A 14,907-nucleotide genomic window follows, 5' to 3' on the forward strand; every position below is an offset into this window, starting at 1 on the left:
TTAGTGCATTTTCGTGCAGATTTGTGCGAGCCGTTCTTAGAAAATCTCCTGATGACGGTCGTCACCATGGGGCATGACGGCGTCAGGAACGGACGTGGGTTTCGCTATCGCGTCCGCATCGCTTCCAGAACGGCGCGCGCGGCGCGGTCGGTCTCGGCCAGCGGGTCGTAAGTCCAGCCGTCCAGCGCGCCGTCGAACGGGCGGGTGGCGCCCCGCGACTGCAGGTCGTCGTACAGGCGCGCGAACTTGTCGCCGGCCTTCAGCGGGATCATCGGCAGGACGTGGACCGGCTTGCCGGTGGAGGCGGCCTCGGCCGCCATGTTGGCGCTGTCCTCGGTGACCAGGATGTGGTCCGCGAAATGCAGGAAGCCGAACAGGGGGTTGTCGCCTGTCCCATCCCAGATCCAGCCCGGCAGGTCCGACAGGCGCGCGGTCATGACGGCCTTCGCCGCGTCGGGCGTGCGGCGTGAGAAGGTCAGCATCAGCGCGCCGCCCGACGCCCGCACGGCGTCCGCGATCTGGTCGGCCAGGTCCGCCGCATGGGCCTCGGTCAGGTCGAAAGCCTTGGACTTGCCGCCGATCAGCACGGCGATGCGCGGATGGGGCAGGGGGGCGATCCGGTCGGCGAAGGCGGGCGCGGCCTCGGCGATCCGCTGGGGCGTGATGCGGTGGGGCGAGCCGGTTATTTCAAAGACATTGTCGCCCGACAGACCGTCATGGGCAGGGACGACGATCAGGTCGTAGCGATCATTGGCCCAGCGGGGATCCTGGGTTTGGACGACGAAGGTCTTGTCGCCGCTCCAGGCCTTGACGCGGGTCGACAGCGGCAGGGTCGCACGACCCGTGGCCATCCACAGATCGGGCCAAGGGGCGATCGGCGGCGCGGACGCCAGCATGGCCGGGGTCTTCAACGCCGACGGCAGGCGGTCGAAGATCGGCCGCCAGCGGATATGTTTGATCGTGATCTCGGCCGGGGTCAGGCGCTGAACGGCCTCGGCGAGACCCAGCGCCTGATTCTCGATGCCGGCGCGGCCGTCCGAGACGACCCAGATGGAAAGGGGCTGCGCGGACGCTGCCCCCGCCATCGCTGTTACTTCCACTCGACCTTGAGGATCTCGTAGGCCTTCACGCCGCCAGGGGTGTTGACCTCCACGACGTCGCCGACTTCCTTGGAAATCATGGCGCGCGCGATCGGCGAGGCGATCGAGATCTTGCCCTTCTTCACATCGGCTTCGTGTTCGCCGACGATCTGATAGGTGGCCTCTTCCTCGGTGTCCTCGTCCACCACGGTGACCGTGGCGCCGAACTTGACCTGGCTGCCCGATAGTTTGGACACGTCGATAACCTGGGCGCGGCTGATCTTATCCTCGATCTCGGCGATCTGGCCTTCAATCCAGCCCTGACGCTCCTTGGCGGCATGGTATTCGGCGTTTTCGGACAGGTCGCCGTGCTCACGCGCCTCGGAAATGGCGGCGATCACGCTCGGCCTTTCGACCGACTTCAATTGCTTCAGTTGATCGTCGAGGGCACGGTAGCCCTCGCCCGTCATCGGCACTTTTTCCATTTGTGTCGTGATTTTTCTGGTTCGCCCGGAGACTGGAAAGACGCAAGATAAGCACACAAAAGGCCGCGGGGCGGGCGCGGCCGGGCATCAAGATTAGGGTTTCTCGCTCACGAATTCAAGAGCGCAACGCCCGCGCCGGTTGACCGCTCAAGCGCGGGCCGGCGGTTCGGGCTTGTGGTCGCGGCGCAGGACGCCCTTTATGAGGCTGTAGGCCAGCCAACCGACGGCGGCGAGGCCGGCGAGCATGAAGACGCCGGAAATCAGGGCGGCTCCTGCCGCCATGAAGGCGAGGACGAAGGCGACGGCCGCAGCCAGTCCGGCGACGATCTGAATCGTTTGAAGGCGCATGAGACCTTAACGCCCTCGATCACGGCGGGTTGCGCTACCGCGATCACGATCCGATCACGCGTAGCTGTAGGGTCCGCCGCGCTCGAGCGCGCGTTGATAGGCAGGCCGCGCATGGATGCGGTTCAAGAAGGCCTTTAGACGGGGCTTGGTCTCGGCATTGAACGCGCGGTCGGCGCCGGCCTCGACTGGAAAGCTCATCATGATGTCCGCGGCTGTGAAGTGATCGCCCGCGAACCATTCCGAGCGGCCCAGTTCGTCCTCCCAGAAGCCGACGTGGGTGCGCAGTTGCGGGTCGACGAAACTGGTGATCGCCTTGTTGGCGACGCCATTGACGATGGGCTTCAGCAGGGCCGGCGCACGGCGTGGGAGCATGCTGAAGACCAGCTTCAGCAGCAGGGGCGGCATGGCCGACCCTTCAGCATAGTGCAGCCAATAGGTGAAACGACGGCCGTCCTCGGTTCCCGCCGCCGGACGCAGGCGACCTTGGCCGTAGGTATCGAGCAGATATTCGACGATGGCCCCGGTCTCTGCGACCTTGACCGCGCCGTCCTCGATGACCGGCGACTTGCCCAGCGGATGGATCGCCAGCAGTTCGGGGGGCGCCAGCCGGTTTCCAGGGTTTCGTTCGTAGCGCACGACCTCATAGCCCAGGCCCAGCTCTTCGAGCAGCCACAGGACGCGTTGCGAGCGGCTGTCGTTCAGATGGTGGACTTTGATCATGGGTCGGCTCCGGGCGGCGAGGCGTGACTATTCGCAACGCCGCCCGAGAAGTCGAGCGGCGATTGCGGACTCAGCGCGGGCGGCGGCCGCTCCAGCGTCCGCGCGGTTGCGGCGCGACCTTGGGCTTGGCGACTTCGCGGCGGTTGCGCCACACCTCATAGGCCAGGGTCGCCAGGGCCAGTTTGCCGGCGTGACGACCGGCGACGCGACGGCCGCCCTTGGAGAGCAAAAGGCTGCCGATCAGCGGGACGAGTTTGTTCAGACGGGACATGATTGAGTTCCTTTCGTCGTCGCAACGCGCCGTGCGCGATCAGGGTTCGCCCTGCGACGACATGAACTGTCAGCGACCGGCAGAAGGTTTGGCGCGCGCGACGCGCCGAGCGGTGCTAGCGCTAGGGCATGAGCCAATCCCGCATCGCCGCCTTCTTCACCTCCTTGAGCTTTTTCGTCATCGCGGCCCTGGTCGCCGGCGTCGTCGTCGGCGCCCTGGCGCAAGGGTCGCAGGCCGCGTGGCTGACCGGCGCCTTGGGCGTGGTCGAGAGCCTGGGCCAGGTGTGGCTGAACGCCTTGCGCATGACCGTCATTCCCCTGGTGTTCAGCCTGCTGGTGACCGGCATCGTCTCCATCGCCGATGCGGCGGCGACGGGCCGGATCGCGGTGCGGTCGCTGGTGGTGTTCGCAGTGCTGCTGGTCGGAGCGACGATCTATGCGATCCTTGCGGGCCTGGGCCTGCTGGCGGTCTGGCCGATCGATCCGGAGGCGGGGCGTGGATTGCTGGCGGGCGTCAGCGCCGAATCGCTGGCGACCGTGGGCGAGGCGGCGCGCACCGACGGCCTGCGCGCCTTCCTGGCCAGTCTTGCGCCGGCCAACGTCATCAAGGCGGCGTCCGACGACGGGGTGCTGGCGGTGGTGGTCTTCGCCGTCGCGTTCGGCTTCGCCGCGACGCGGATCAAGGCCCAGCTGCGGCGGCCCCTGGCCGGCTTCTTCGAGGCGGTGGCCGAGACCATGGTCGTCATCGTCCACTGGGTGCTGCTGGCCGCGCCGTTCGGTGTATTCGCTTTGGCGCTAGGCGTGGGTTTGCGGGCCGGACTGGGGGTGGCGGGGACGCTGGCCCACTATGTCGCCATCGTCTGCCTGAGCCAGATTGGGCTGATCCTGATCATTTATGTCGTGGCGATCGTGTGGGGACGGATTTCGCTGGCCCGTTTCGCGCGCGCCGTGGCCCCGGCCCAGGTGGTCGCCGTTTCGACCCAGTCGTCGCTGGCCAGCCTGCCGGTCATGATCGAGCGCGCGCGCGACTGGCTGGGCGTGCCGCAGACCTCCGCCGGCCTCGTTCTGCCGCTGGCGGTGGCGGTGTTCCGCATCACCAGCCCTGTCGCCAACCTGGCGGTCTGCCTCTATGTCGCGCAGTTGCACGGGGTGGAGCTGGGGCTCGGCGTGCTGATCGCCGGCGGACTGACGGCCATCGCCGTGTCCATCGCCTCGGTCGGTTTGCCGGGCCAGGTCAGCTTCTTCGCCGCCATCGGCCCCATCTGCCTGGCCATGGGCCTGCCGCTGGGCGTGCTGCCGCTACTGCTGGCGGTCGAGGTCATCCCGGACATCTTCCGCACCGTAGGCAATGTCACCGCCGACCTGGCCGCGACCCGGATCGTGGCCGGCGAAGATGGGGCAGGCGAGGACGGTCGCGTTACAGAATGACCCAGGCGGCGCCCGCCAGCAGGATCAGGTGAAGCAAGACGATCAGGCCGAACGGGGTCCTGAACGGCTCCTTGCGCGTCTTGTGGCGCAGGATGTGCTGACCCATCCAGGCGCCCAGCCCGCCGATCAGGCCGAACAGCAAGAGCATGGATTCCGGCGTGCGCCACAGGCCGGCCTTGGCGCGCTGCTTGTCCCTGGCGAAAGCGATAAACCCCAGGACTTCGCCGCACAGGATGGCGATCAGGGCGAGGTCGAGATTGGACATCGGCGTGGCTCCGGCGTTCGGCCGCTACAGCCTTGCAGCGTGCGGCCGAAAACCGGAGATTTCGTCAACGTCAGGCGTAGTCCTGGATCGCCCGCACATCCAGGTCGCCGGCCTTGATCGCGCCGATGGCCTGGGCCGCCGCCAGGGCGCCGGCGGTGGTGGTGTAGTAGGGCATCTTCATCATCAGGGCGGTGCGGCGCAGCGAGAAGCTGTCCTGCAGCGACTGCTTGCCCGATGTGGTGTTGAAGACCAGCTGGACCTCGCCGTTTTTCATCGCGTCCACGATGTGCGGGCGGCCTTCCAGCACCTTCTTGACCAACTTCACCTCCAGCCCCTGCTCGACGAGATAGGCGTGGGTCCCGCCGGTGGCCATCAGGCTGAAGCCTTCGGCCAGCAACGTCCGGGCGGCGTCGACGATGAAGGGCTTGTCCTCGTCCTTGACCGAGATGAAGGCGCAGCCCGAGGTCGGCAGGGTGCCGCCGCCGCCGATCTGGGACTTGGCGAAGGCGCGGGCGAAGGCCGGGGCCATGTCGGCCTCTCCCGGCCGCTTGAAGTCCAGGCCCATGACCTCGCCGGTCGAGCGCATTTCCGGGCCCAGGACGGTGTCCACCCCGGCGAAGCGAGCGAACGGGAAGACCGCTTCCTTGACCGCGATATGGTCGTAGGGCTTGTCCGTCAGACCGAACGACTTCAGCGGCACGCCGGTCATGACCTTGGCGGCGATGGAGGCGATGGGCTGGCCGATGGTCTTGGCCACGAAGGGCGCGGTGCGACTGGCGCGCGGATTGACTTCCAGCACGAAGATGCGCGGGTTTTCGCTGTGCGGCTCCTCGATGGCGAACTGCACGTTCATCAGGCCGCGCACCTTCAAGGCCTTGGCCATTTCGGTGGTCTGACGCTTCATCTCGGTGACGATCTCGGGCCGCAGCGAGAAGGGCGGCATGGAGCAGGCGCTGTCGCCCGAATGGACGCCGGCTTCCTCGATATGTTCCAACACGCCGGCGACGAAGACCGTCTCGTCGTCGCACAGGGCGTCCACGTCCACCTCGGTGGCGCGGTTTAGATAGTGGTCGATCAGGACGGGATCGTCGCCCGAGACGCGCATGGCCTCGTGGACGTAGCGGTCCAGTTGCTCGCGGTCGTGGACGATCATCATGCCGCGACCGCCCAGGACGTAGGAGGGACGGAGGACAACGGGATAGCCGACCTCTTCGGCCTTCTGCGCGGCTTCCTCGGCCGAACGGGCCAGGCCGTTGGGCGGCTGGCGCAGGCCGATGCCCTCCAGCATCTGCTGGAAGCGTTCGCGGTCCTCGGCCAGGTCGATGGAGTCGACGCTGGTGCCCAGGACGGGGATGTTGTCCTCCTGCAGGGCGTGGGCCAGTTTCAGCGGGGTCTGGCCGCCGAACTGGACGACGCAACCGATAAGGTCGCCGTTCGAGCGCTCGACCTCGATCAGCTCCAGCACGTCCTCGGCCGTCAGCGGCTCGAAATACAGGCGGTCGGAGGTGTCGTAGTCGGTCGAGACGGTTTCGGGGTTGCAGTTGACCATGATGCTCTCGACGCCGATCTGGCCGAACGCAAAGGCTGCGTGGCAGCAGCAGTAGTCGAACTCGATGCCCTGGCCGATCCGGTTCGGACCGCCGCCCAGGATGATGGCCTTCTTCTTGTTCGTCGGCTCCGACTCGCACTCGGGAATTTGGCCGAGCGCGCCGGTCTCATAGGTCGAATACATATAGGCGGTGGCGCTGGCGAACTCGGCGGCGCAGGTGTCGATCCGCTTGAACACCGGGCGGACGTTCAGGCCGCGACGGGCGGTCCGGACGGATTTTTCGCTCTGGCCGGTCAGTTGCGCCAGACGGGCGTCTGAGAAGCCCTTGGACTTCAGGCGGCGGAACTCGGTCGGGTCGGTCGGCAGGCCCTTGACACGGACATGGCCTTCCTCGCGCACGATGTCGGCGATCTGGCGCAGGAACCAGGGTTCGTAGGCGCAGGCGGCGTTGACCTCCTCGACCGTCAGGCCGTGGCGGAAGGCTTGGGCGATGACGCGGATGCGGTCGGGAGTCGGAACGCCCAGGGCGCGGACGACGGCGCCGCGGGCCGTGGCGTCGTCTTCGGCGCCGGCCACCCCTTCGATCTCGATTTCGTCGAAGCCCGACAGGCCGGTTTCAAGCCCGCGAAGCGCCTTCTGCATCGATTCCTGGAAGGTGCGGCCGATGGCCATCACCTCGCCCACCGACTTCATCGAGGTGCCCAGCAGGGGCTCCGAGCCGGGGTATTTCTCAAAGGCGAAGCGCGGGATCTTGGTGACGACATAGTCGATCGACGGCTCGAAGCTGGCCGGCGTCACCTGGGTGATGTCGTTGGTCAGTTCGTCCAGGGTGTAGCCGACCGCCAGACGCGCCGCGACCTTGGCGATGGGGAAGCCGGTGGCCTTGGACGCAAGGGCCGACGAGCGCGACACGCGCGGGTTCATCTCGATCACGACCATGCGGCCGTCGGCGGGGTTGATCGCCCACTGGACGTTCGAGCCGCCCGTCTCGACGCCGATCTCGCGCAGCACATTGATCGAGCCCGTCCGCATCCGCTGATATTCCTTGTCGGTCAGCGTCAGGGCGGGGGCGACGGTGATAGAATCTCCGGTGTGGACGCCCATCGGATCGACGTTCTCGATCGAGCAGATGATGATGCAGTTGTCCGCCGTGTCGCGGACGACCTCCATCTCATATTCCTTCCAGCCTAGGACCGACTCCTCGATCAGCACCTCAGTGGTCGGCGACAAATCCAAGCCGCGCAGGACGATCTCCTCGAACTCCTCGCGGTTGAAGGCGATACCGCCGCCGGTGCCGGCCAGGGTGAAGGACGGACGGATGACAGCGGGCAGGCCGACGAACTCCAGCCCTTCCAACGCCTCCTCCATCGAATGGGCGGCTTTGGAGCGGGGGCTCTCCAGACCCAGCTTGTCCATCGCGTCGCGGAATTTCTGGCGATCCTCGGCCTTGTCGATGACCTCGGCCTTGGCGCCGATCATCTCGACGCCATGCCTGGCGAGCGCGCCGGATTCATGCAGGGCCAGGGCGGTGTTCAGCGCGGTCTGGCCGCCCATGGTCGGCAACAGGGCGTCGGGCTTTTCCTTGATGATGATCTTCTCGACCATCTCGGGCGTGATCGGCTCGATGTAGGTGGCGTCGGCCACCTCCGGGTCGGTCATGATGGTGGCGGGGTTCGAGTTGACCAGGATGACCCGGTAGCCTTCCGCCTTCAGCGCCTTGCAGGCCTGAACGCCGGAATAGTCGAACTCGCACGCCTGGCCGATGACGATCGGGCCGGCGCCGATGATGAGGATGGACTTGATGTCTGTGCGCTTGGGCATCGCCAGCTCTTCTTCTTATTGAACGCTAGTGGGTCACGACCGCGCATTCCCAGCCGTCATACTCAAGCTGGAAGGCCGCGGCCCAGGTCTGCATCATGGCCGAGGTCGCCGCAAAGGACGCCTCGTCCACCGCCATGGTCGTTTCGAGCACCGTCATGTCGTCGGCGCCGCGTGTCAGGAAGCCGGCGCGCCGTGCGATTTCGTTCAGGTCGCCGTGGTCGCCCTCGCCATAGAAGTAGAACAGCGTATGGCGCGGCGTCACGCCGCTGTCGCCCTGTTCGGCCAGCGCCGCGCGCACCATGGCGTCGCGTTCGTCATGACGGATGTCCGAGGCGTCCAAGGGAGTGCGTCGTCCTTCGTTCTCTACGCGCGCGAGAAGCCCTCCGCAGAGCCTGGCCCTGCGACGCTCACGTCTGCTTGTCGGTTAAGCGGCCCGTTTAGAGAGGGAGGGGCGAGGGGGCAAGATGGAAAGCGGAATTCCGAGTGTTCGGTCCCGGTCCGGATTGGGCAAAAGGAAAGGGGCGACCGTTGCCGGTCGCCCCTCGTTTCAAGATCACAGGCTCTGTGAGTCTTAGAACACCTTGTAGTTCAGGCCGATGAAGAAGCGGCGACCATAAGGATCGAAGTTCGAATACAGCGTCGTGCCGAGGTACGGCGCTTGTTCCGAATCGAAGGCGTTCACGACGCCGGCGCGCAGCGTCAGATCTTGGTTGACGTTGTAGCGGACGGTGAAGTCGTTGCGCACGAAGTTACCCGTGTCCAGCTGATCGGCCGAACGGCCGTCCGCGTTGTTCACGAAGTCGCGGCGGAAGACGATGTTCTGAGCCGATTGCCAGTCCGCCGTCCAGTTCACGCTCCAGGTTTCGTTGGGGGTCCAGGTCAACGAGGAGGTGAAGCGAACGCGCGGGTATTGCAGCGTGCTGGCCAGTTCATCGAAGTCGCCGGGATCGGCTTCATTCAGGAACTGCTTCTGTTCGATCAGCCACGAGCCGGCGAGCGAGTAATCGAACACACCCCAGTTACGGCCGAAGCTGTCGCTGGTGTCGAGGCGATAACGACCCGTGAAGTCCAGACCGCGGGTTTCCAGCGACGCATAGTTGAACGAACGCTCGATGAAGCCGCCGATCGGATCGCTAGCCGGCGCGCCAATGCCGAACGGAATGTTCGGATTGTTGCGGAAGATCGTCGAGCAGGCATCGACGTTCAGTTCTGCACCATTAACGCAGTTCGCCGCCGCCGTGTCGGCGGTGACAGCCGCGATGACGCGGTCAATCTTGATCTCGTAATAATCGAGCGCAAGGCTGAAGTTGGGCATGAAGCGCGGACGCAGCACCGTCGAGAAGGTGAAGCTGTTCGACTCTTCAGGTTGAAGGTTCGGGTTGCCGCCGGAGACGCCCGAGATGCCCGAAGTGTAGGTCGGGTTGAAGTCGTCGGTATTTTGCGGGGTCGCGCCGGCGAAGTCGAACGTCAGACCTTGCTGCGCGGCCAAGGCCGTGCAGTTCCGGATGCGGTTGGCCTTCGTTTCATTGTCGTTGACCGCGGCGATCGCAGCCGTGGTGCAGGGATCGGTGAACGAGTTGAGGAAGGTCTCGCTGTTCGGAGCGAAGTTTTCGGCCAAGTCGGGAACGCGAACCGAGGTGTTGTAGCTGGTCTTGAAGGTGATGTCCCGGATCGGACGGTAGACCAAGTTCACGCCATAGACGTCGACATTTCCGACTGTCGTATAGTCGGCATAACGATACGAACCGCTAAGTTCGGCATATTCGCCTAGCATGCTGTCGCGGAAGAGCGGAAGCGAGACTTCCGTGAAGACTTCCTTAGACTCATAGCTGGCTTCGGGGAAATCAGGGCCGGAGTTGAGGAACAGCAGGCGCCCGTCGGTGTCGCGGTCGCGACCCGTGGCTTCCGTCGTTTCCTTGCGATACTCACCACCCAGAGCGACGCCGATCGGGCCAGCGCCCCAGAAGTCCCAGAGGCTACCGGAAACCGACGCGATCGCCTGCTGCTGCTCATTACGCTCGGTGATGCCGATTTCGGCGCCGACATAGTCAAGCGCTGCGGCGCTCTGGTTGCCCTTGCCAAACACGTTCAGCGGGGCGCATTGCGCCACCGAGTCGCGACCATACTGCGTATCACGCAGATCTCCGCCACGCTGATAGTCGTCCAGGGCGGCGCCCTGTTTCAGCAACAGTTGCGACCGGCAGACAATCTCACCGGCTCGGCCATTTACAACACCCAGGGTGTCGACAACCGCGTCCGCTGCGAGCGCGAAGCGTTGACCGTCCACCGCGCGTTCACGGTTTTCGATCTCAACCTTGCCGTAGGTGTAGCCGATATCCCAGCTGACGTCCTTGACGAACGAAATCTGGTCATGGTTGCCGCGGAGGCCCAGCACGTAACGCTGCAGTTCACGCGTGTTGTCTTGCGTACGATCCGGCCCGAACAGGGTGTGGCGCGCATTCTGAAGCAGGACGCCCGTTTGCGCGGCGCCCGGGTTGGTCGCGGTCGGCGGCGCGTAGGGCGTAACGACGTTGGTGCGGATCGCATCCTTGATGTTTTGCGGCAGGAAGGCGTTGTCCGACCAACGCAGATCGAAGTTGTTGACGGCATAGATCGGGTTCACGGCGTTTGCGCCGTAAGAGTTCACCAGGTCGATGTCGAAGAAGGTCGGCTGACCCACGTCGAAGGTGTCTTCCGTCACATATTTGGCTTCGGCGTACGCTTCGATCGAGTCGGTGACCTTGAAGGTGCTTCCGACTTGATAGCGTTGCGATTCCGAGCGCGGAACGCGCGAGCCGGTCGAGAAGTCGGCCGGGTTTTCGCCGTCACCGCCGATGTTGTACGGACGGTTGATACCCGTGTTGCCGACCCGCTGGCCAAAGTCGGCCAGGCGCGCGGTCGTGCCGTCGTACCAGTAAGTCTTGCCAGGCGTCACGCCGAAGCAGTTGGCGCTGTAGCTGAAGTTTCCGGCAGCATTGCCACCCGGGAAGCAGTTTGCGTACGGGACGTTCGGATTCGTCAGGTCGCTCGGCTGCTGCACATTAGCGAGCGTGGTCTGACCCCAGCGCGGGATGTCGAGGCGACGAACGCCGGTGAACAGGAAGGCGTCCTGACGACCGTCAAAGGGCGCCGAGGTCGGGTCGGCATCGACGCCGATGCGGACCGGCGCGCGACGAATCCAATCGATGTCCATCGACGTGACTTCATCGACCTTCTCATACTCGGCATGAGCGTAAACGTTCAGGCGATTGTCGAAGAAGTTCTTGCCGATTAGCGCCGAGACACGCTGGTTGGCTTCGCCGTCCTGGTTGATCTGGCCATAGTTGGCGTCGATTTCCAGGCCTTCAAAGTCCTTGCGCAGGATGAAGTTCAGAACGCCGGAGACGGCATCTGCGCCATACACCGACGAGGCGCCGCCCGTGACGATTTCGATGTTCTGGATCAGCAGGCGCGGAATGGTGTCGATATCCACCGAAAGCGAACCGCCCGACGAACCGACGTGACGGCGACCGTCGACCAAGGTCAGCGTGCGGTTGGAGCCCAGCGAACGCAGGTTCGGCAGCGACAGGCCGCCGTCACCCAGGTTGGAGCCCGTCGTATCCGACGGAACGACCGAGTTCGACAGGGCCGGAATGGTGGACAGGTAATCGATGACCGTGGTCTGGCCGGTCGACAGCAGTTCGTCGCGCGACACCTGGATCAGGGGGGTGGGGGCGTTGGTTGCGTCGCGACGGATACGCGACCCGGTCACCACGATTTCACCAAGCTCGGCGGCTTGTTGGCTATCAGCAGCGGGGGCGGTGCTGATGGGCTGATCTGCAGTCTGGGCGAAGGCGCTAGAGGCCGCCAAGGCGCCCGCAAGGACCGTCGAAGTCAGAAGGAAGTTGCGCATTTACTCTCCAATGATCGCAGCAGGGGGGATCAGGAGTGCTAGTAGAGCCGTCGCTGAACTGCCGCAGGCGTGCCACAGACCGGACACATCCAGAGGGGTCAAGCGTCGCTTTGGACTTTCGTGTCAATATAACGTCGGTATTGCTATAATGTGGTCTCAATGCAACGCCTTATTTGCCGCATTGATTTTCAGTCAGATCTCATTTTCGAGTCCAAGAATGCGATGTAAAGGCGTTCGATTATTGAGCTAATATCGATCTGATGTTTGGTGGAATCTATTCAGTATACCAACTATCGATTGCGTTCTTTAACTCCGCAATGCTGGACAGGGAAGTATAGCGCGGCTCGTTTTGCGGGGCGTCGGCCAATTCGTGGGCCCAGGTGACGTGATAGGGGATGTGGACGCCGAAGGCGCCGGCGGCGATGGCGGGCAGGACGTCGGACTTCATGGAGTTGCCGGCCATGACGGCCTCGGCCGGGCCCGTGCCGTAGCGGGTGAAGACCCGCTCGTAGGTGGCGCGATCCTTTTCGGAGACGATCTCGACGGCGCTGAACAGGTCGCCCAGGCCCGAGGCCGCCAGCTTGCGCTCCTGATCCAGCAGGTCGCCCTTGGTGATCAGGACCAGGCGGTATTTTTCGGACAGTTCGGCGACGACCGCATCCACGCCGGGCAGGGTCTCGACCGGATGGGCCAGCATCTCGCGGCCGGCGGCCAAAATCTCGCGCACGACATGGGGCGGAGCCTCGCCGTTCGTCAGCTCCATCGCCGTCTCGATCATCGACAGGGTGAAGCCCTTGATGCCGTAGCCATAGAGCCGCAGGTTGCGTTGCTCGGTTTCGGCCAGGCGCGCCTCGATGGTCGCCTCGTCGCCGCGGTCGGCCAGAAGATCGACGAACCGCGCATGGGTCAGGCGGAAGATCGTCTCGTTGTGCCAGAGGGTGTCGTCGGCATCGAGGCCGACCGTGGTGATGCTCATGCCGCGCCCCTATCATGGGACGAACGACGAAGGGAGACGCGATGAACGGATCGGCGGTGGTGATCGGGGCGACGGGCGGCATCGGCCGGGCGATGGTCGAGCGGATCGCGGCGGACGGCGCGTTCGATACAGTCTGGGCCGTGTCGCGGTCCGGCGCGGATGTGGCGGGCGCGCAAGGTTTGGCCGCCGATCTGGAGGATGAGGCCAGTTTGGCGTCGGCCGCCGAACGGATCGGCCAGGGGCCGGCCCCAACCGTGATCGTGGTGGCGACCGGGGTGCTGCACGACGGGCGTCAGCCGGAACGGTCGTTTCGTCAGTTGGATGCGGAACACCTGTTGCGGGACTACCGCGTCAATGCGGTGGGGCCTGCGCTGGCGGCGAAACATCTGCTGCCGCTGATGCCGCGCGATCGGCGGGCTGTGTTCGCGGCCCTGTCGGCGCGGGTGGGGTCGATAGGCGACAACCGGCTGGGCGGCTGGCACGCCTATCGCGCGTCCAAGGCGGCGCTAAACATGATCCTGCGCAATCTGTCGGTCGAGATGGCGCGCAGCCATCCGCAGGCCGTGATCGCCGGTCTGCATCCGGGCACGGTGGCGACGGACCTGAGCGCGCCGTTTCAGAAGGGGGTGGCCGAGGGCAAGTTGTTCACAGCCGACTATTCCGCCGAGCGGCTGCTGTCCGTGCTGTCGAACCTGAGCCCGGCCGACAGCGGCGGCGTCTTCGCCTGGGACGGGGTGCGGGTGCCCGAATAGCGCGCAGTCGTGACTTGAGCGAGACGGGCGACTGGCGTCAGATGATGGTCATGCGTCTGAGCGTTTCCGCCCGGCTTTTCAGCCTTCTGTTGCTCGGCCTGCCGCTGAGCGTTCCGGCCGTGGCCCAACCGGTCGATTCGCCGGTTGTCGATCCGGTCGTCGCCACAGCGCCCTCGCGTGACCGCGCGCGGTTGAACCAGCGGGTGTTCGACCGGGTGTGGAGCGAGGTGCGGCGGGGCTATTACGATCCGACCCTGCAGGGCGTGGATTGGAACGCCGCGCGGGCGACGTTCCGGCCCCAGGCCTTGGCGGCGAGCGACGAGCGGGGGCTGTACCGCGTCATCAATGCGATGCTGGATCTGCTGGACGACGGTCATGCGGCGGCCAGCCCGCCGGCGGCGGTGCGGCGTCAGGAGGCGCAGTTCGCCCGGCGCGCCGTGATGGGCCTGACCCTGATGCGGGGCGAGACGCCGGACGACTGGACCGTCGAGCGTGTCCGGCCCGGCTCACCGGCCGAGGCGGCGGGGGTGCAGATGGGCTGGGCCCTAAACTCGGTCGACGGGAAGCCCTGGGGACCGGACGTCGAGAGCTATGACGGGGTTCCGGTGCAACTGGTGCTGACCGACGATGCGGGACAGAGGCGCGAGATCGCCCTGACGCCGCGGGTGATGGAGGCCATCGAACCATTCACCGCCGACAAGTCGCGACCGGGGGTGCTGGTGCTGCGCGTCGAGCAGTTCGACAAGGGCCTGGGCGCCTGGATGGGCAGCGAACTGGAAGGCTTGCCGCCGGATATCGACGTGGTGCTGGACCTGCGCGGCAATCCCGGCGGGCGGCTGATGGAGGCGGAATCGGTCCTGACCTGTTTCCTGCCGCGCGATCAGGTCTGGGCGACGCGAACGGGACGCAGCGGTCGGCCCGTGGTTCTGAGGGCGGCGGGCGACTGCGGCGATCGGCGCGATCCCTTGGCCAATGATGTGGCGGTTCTGGTGGATCAAGGCAGCCGCAGCGCCGCAGAGTTGACGCCGGCCGCCTTGCAGGAGGCGCGGCGCGGCATCGTGGTGGGCGAGAAGACGGGGGGATCGGTGCTCATCGCCCAGGAGACCAGTCTGCCGGACGGCGGGCGGCTAACGCTCAGCCGGGCGGACTTCGTGACTTCGGGCGGGATCCGGCTGGAAAAGCGAGGCGTTATCCCGGACATCGCCGCGCCGCGCACCGTGGCCCAGCGCCGCGCGGGCGACGACCCGACACTGGAGACGGCGATCGCCGCCCTTCAGGCCGAGGATCGCGCCAGGGCCGACACCCCCGCCAACGGCCTCTAG

13 protein-coding genes are annotated in these 14,907 nt (G+C 65.5%); 3 read left to right on the forward strand and 10 right to left on the reverse strand.

Annotated elements, in window-relative coordinates; genetic code table 11:
* Positions 1-104: 104 nt before the first annotated feature.
* From RT123_RS02470 to RT123_RS02490, 5 genes are all read right to left on the reverse strand, one after another.
* Positions 105-1,085: a mitochondrial fission ELM1 family protein gene (locus RT123_RS02470; protein WP_313007586.1), complete on the reverse strand. Its 981-nt coding sequence runs from the start codon at positions 1,083-1,085 to the stop codon at positions 105-107.
* 5 nt (positions 1,086-1,090) lie between these two features.
* Positions 1,091-1,564, reverse strand: a complete 474-nt coding sequence (gene greA / locus RT123_RS02475; RefSeq protein ID WP_055752933.1) for a transcription elongation factor GreA — start codon at positions 1,562-1,564, stop codon at positions 1,091-1,093.
* 147 nt (positions 1,565-1,711) lie between these two features.
* The gene (locus RT123_RS02480) at positions 1,712-1,912 is read right to left on the reverse strand and encodes a hypothetical protein (RefSeq protein WP_055752934.1); all 201 of its coding nucleotides are present in this window, start codon (positions 1,910-1,912) and stop codon (positions 1,712-1,714) included.
* A gap of 54 nt (positions 1,913-1,966) precedes the next feature.
* Positions 1,967-2,632, reverse strand: coding sequence for a glutathione S-transferase (locus RT123_RS02485; protein WP_313007589.1), 666 nt, complete (start codon positions 2,630-2,632; stop codon positions 1,967-1,969).
* 70 nt (positions 2,633-2,702) lie between these two features.
* Positions 2,703-2,903, reverse strand: a complete 201-nt coding sequence (locus tag RT123_RS02490) for a cysteine protease (RefSeq protein ID WP_165118017.1) — start codon at positions 2,901-2,903, stop codon at positions 2,703-2,705.
* A gap of 128 nt (positions 2,904-3,031) precedes the next feature.
* On the opposite strand from RT123_RS02490, the gene RT123_RS02495 reads away from it, so the two are divergent.
* Positions 3,032-4,330: a dicarboxylate/amino acid:cation symporter gene (locus tag RT123_RS02495; RefSeq protein ID WP_313007591.1), complete on the forward strand. Its 1,299-nt coding sequence runs from the start codon at positions 3,032-3,034 to the stop codon at positions 4,328-4,330.
* Here the strand turns inward: RT123_RS02495 and RT123_RS02500 are convergent.
* The 5 genes from RT123_RS02500 to RT123_RS02520 all read right to left on the reverse strand — a co-directional run bounded on the left by RT123_RS02500 (position 4,320) and on the right by RT123_RS02520 (position 12,833).
* Entirely contained in the window at positions 4,320-4,595 is a 276-nt protein-coding gene (locus tag RT123_RS02500) for a DUF1294 domain-containing protein (protein WP_313007593.1), read from the reverse strand. The genes RT123_RS02495 and RT123_RS02500 overlap by 11 nt on opposite strands.
* A 70-nt stretch (positions 4,596-4,665) precedes the next feature.
* On the reverse strand, positions 4,666-7,965 hold the full coding sequence (gene carB / locus RT123_RS02505) for a carbamoyl-phosphate synthase large subunit (protein ID WP_313007595.1): 3,300 nt from the start codon (positions 7,963-7,965) through the stop codon (positions 4,666-4,668).
* Between the two features lie 25 nt (positions 7,966-7,990).
* The gene (locus RT123_RS02510; protein ID WP_292076644.1) at positions 7,991-8,305 is read right to left on the reverse strand and encodes a ribonuclease E inhibitor RraB; all 315 of its coding nucleotides are present in this window, start codon (positions 8,303-8,305) and stop codon (positions 7,991-7,993) included.
* 231 nt (positions 8,306-8,536) lie between these two features.
* Positions 8,537-11,857: a TonB-dependent receptor domain-containing protein gene (locus RT123_RS02515; protein ID WP_066549957.1), complete on the reverse strand. Its 3,321-nt coding sequence runs from the start codon at positions 11,855-11,857 to the stop codon at positions 8,537-8,539.
* 274 nt (positions 11,858-12,131) lie between these two features.
* On the reverse strand, positions 12,132-12,833 hold the full coding sequence (locus RT123_RS02520; RefSeq protein ID WP_313007598.1) for an HAD family hydrolase: 702 nt from the start codon (positions 12,831-12,833) through the stop codon (positions 12,132-12,134).
* A 41-nt stretch (positions 12,834-12,874) separates the two neighbouring features.
* Here RT123_RS02520 and RT123_RS02525 point away from each other — a divergent pair, with 41 nt between their 5' ends.
* Entirely contained in the window at positions 12,875-13,585 is a 711-nt protein-coding gene (locus RT123_RS02525) for an SDR family NAD(P)-dependent oxidoreductase (protein WP_271041737.1), read from the forward strand.
* A 14-nt stretch (positions 13,586-13,599) separates the two neighbouring features.
* Positions 13,600-14,907, forward strand: coding sequence for a S41 family peptidase (locus RT123_RS02530; protein ID WP_313007601.1), 1,308 nt, complete (start codon positions 13,600-13,602; stop codon positions 14,905-14,907).

It is taken from the genome of Brevundimonas vesicularis, assembly GCF_032067225.1.
Lineage (GTDB): Bacteria > Pseudomonadota > Alphaproteobacteria > Caulobacterales > Caulobacteraceae > Brevundimonas > Brevundimonas vesicularis_F.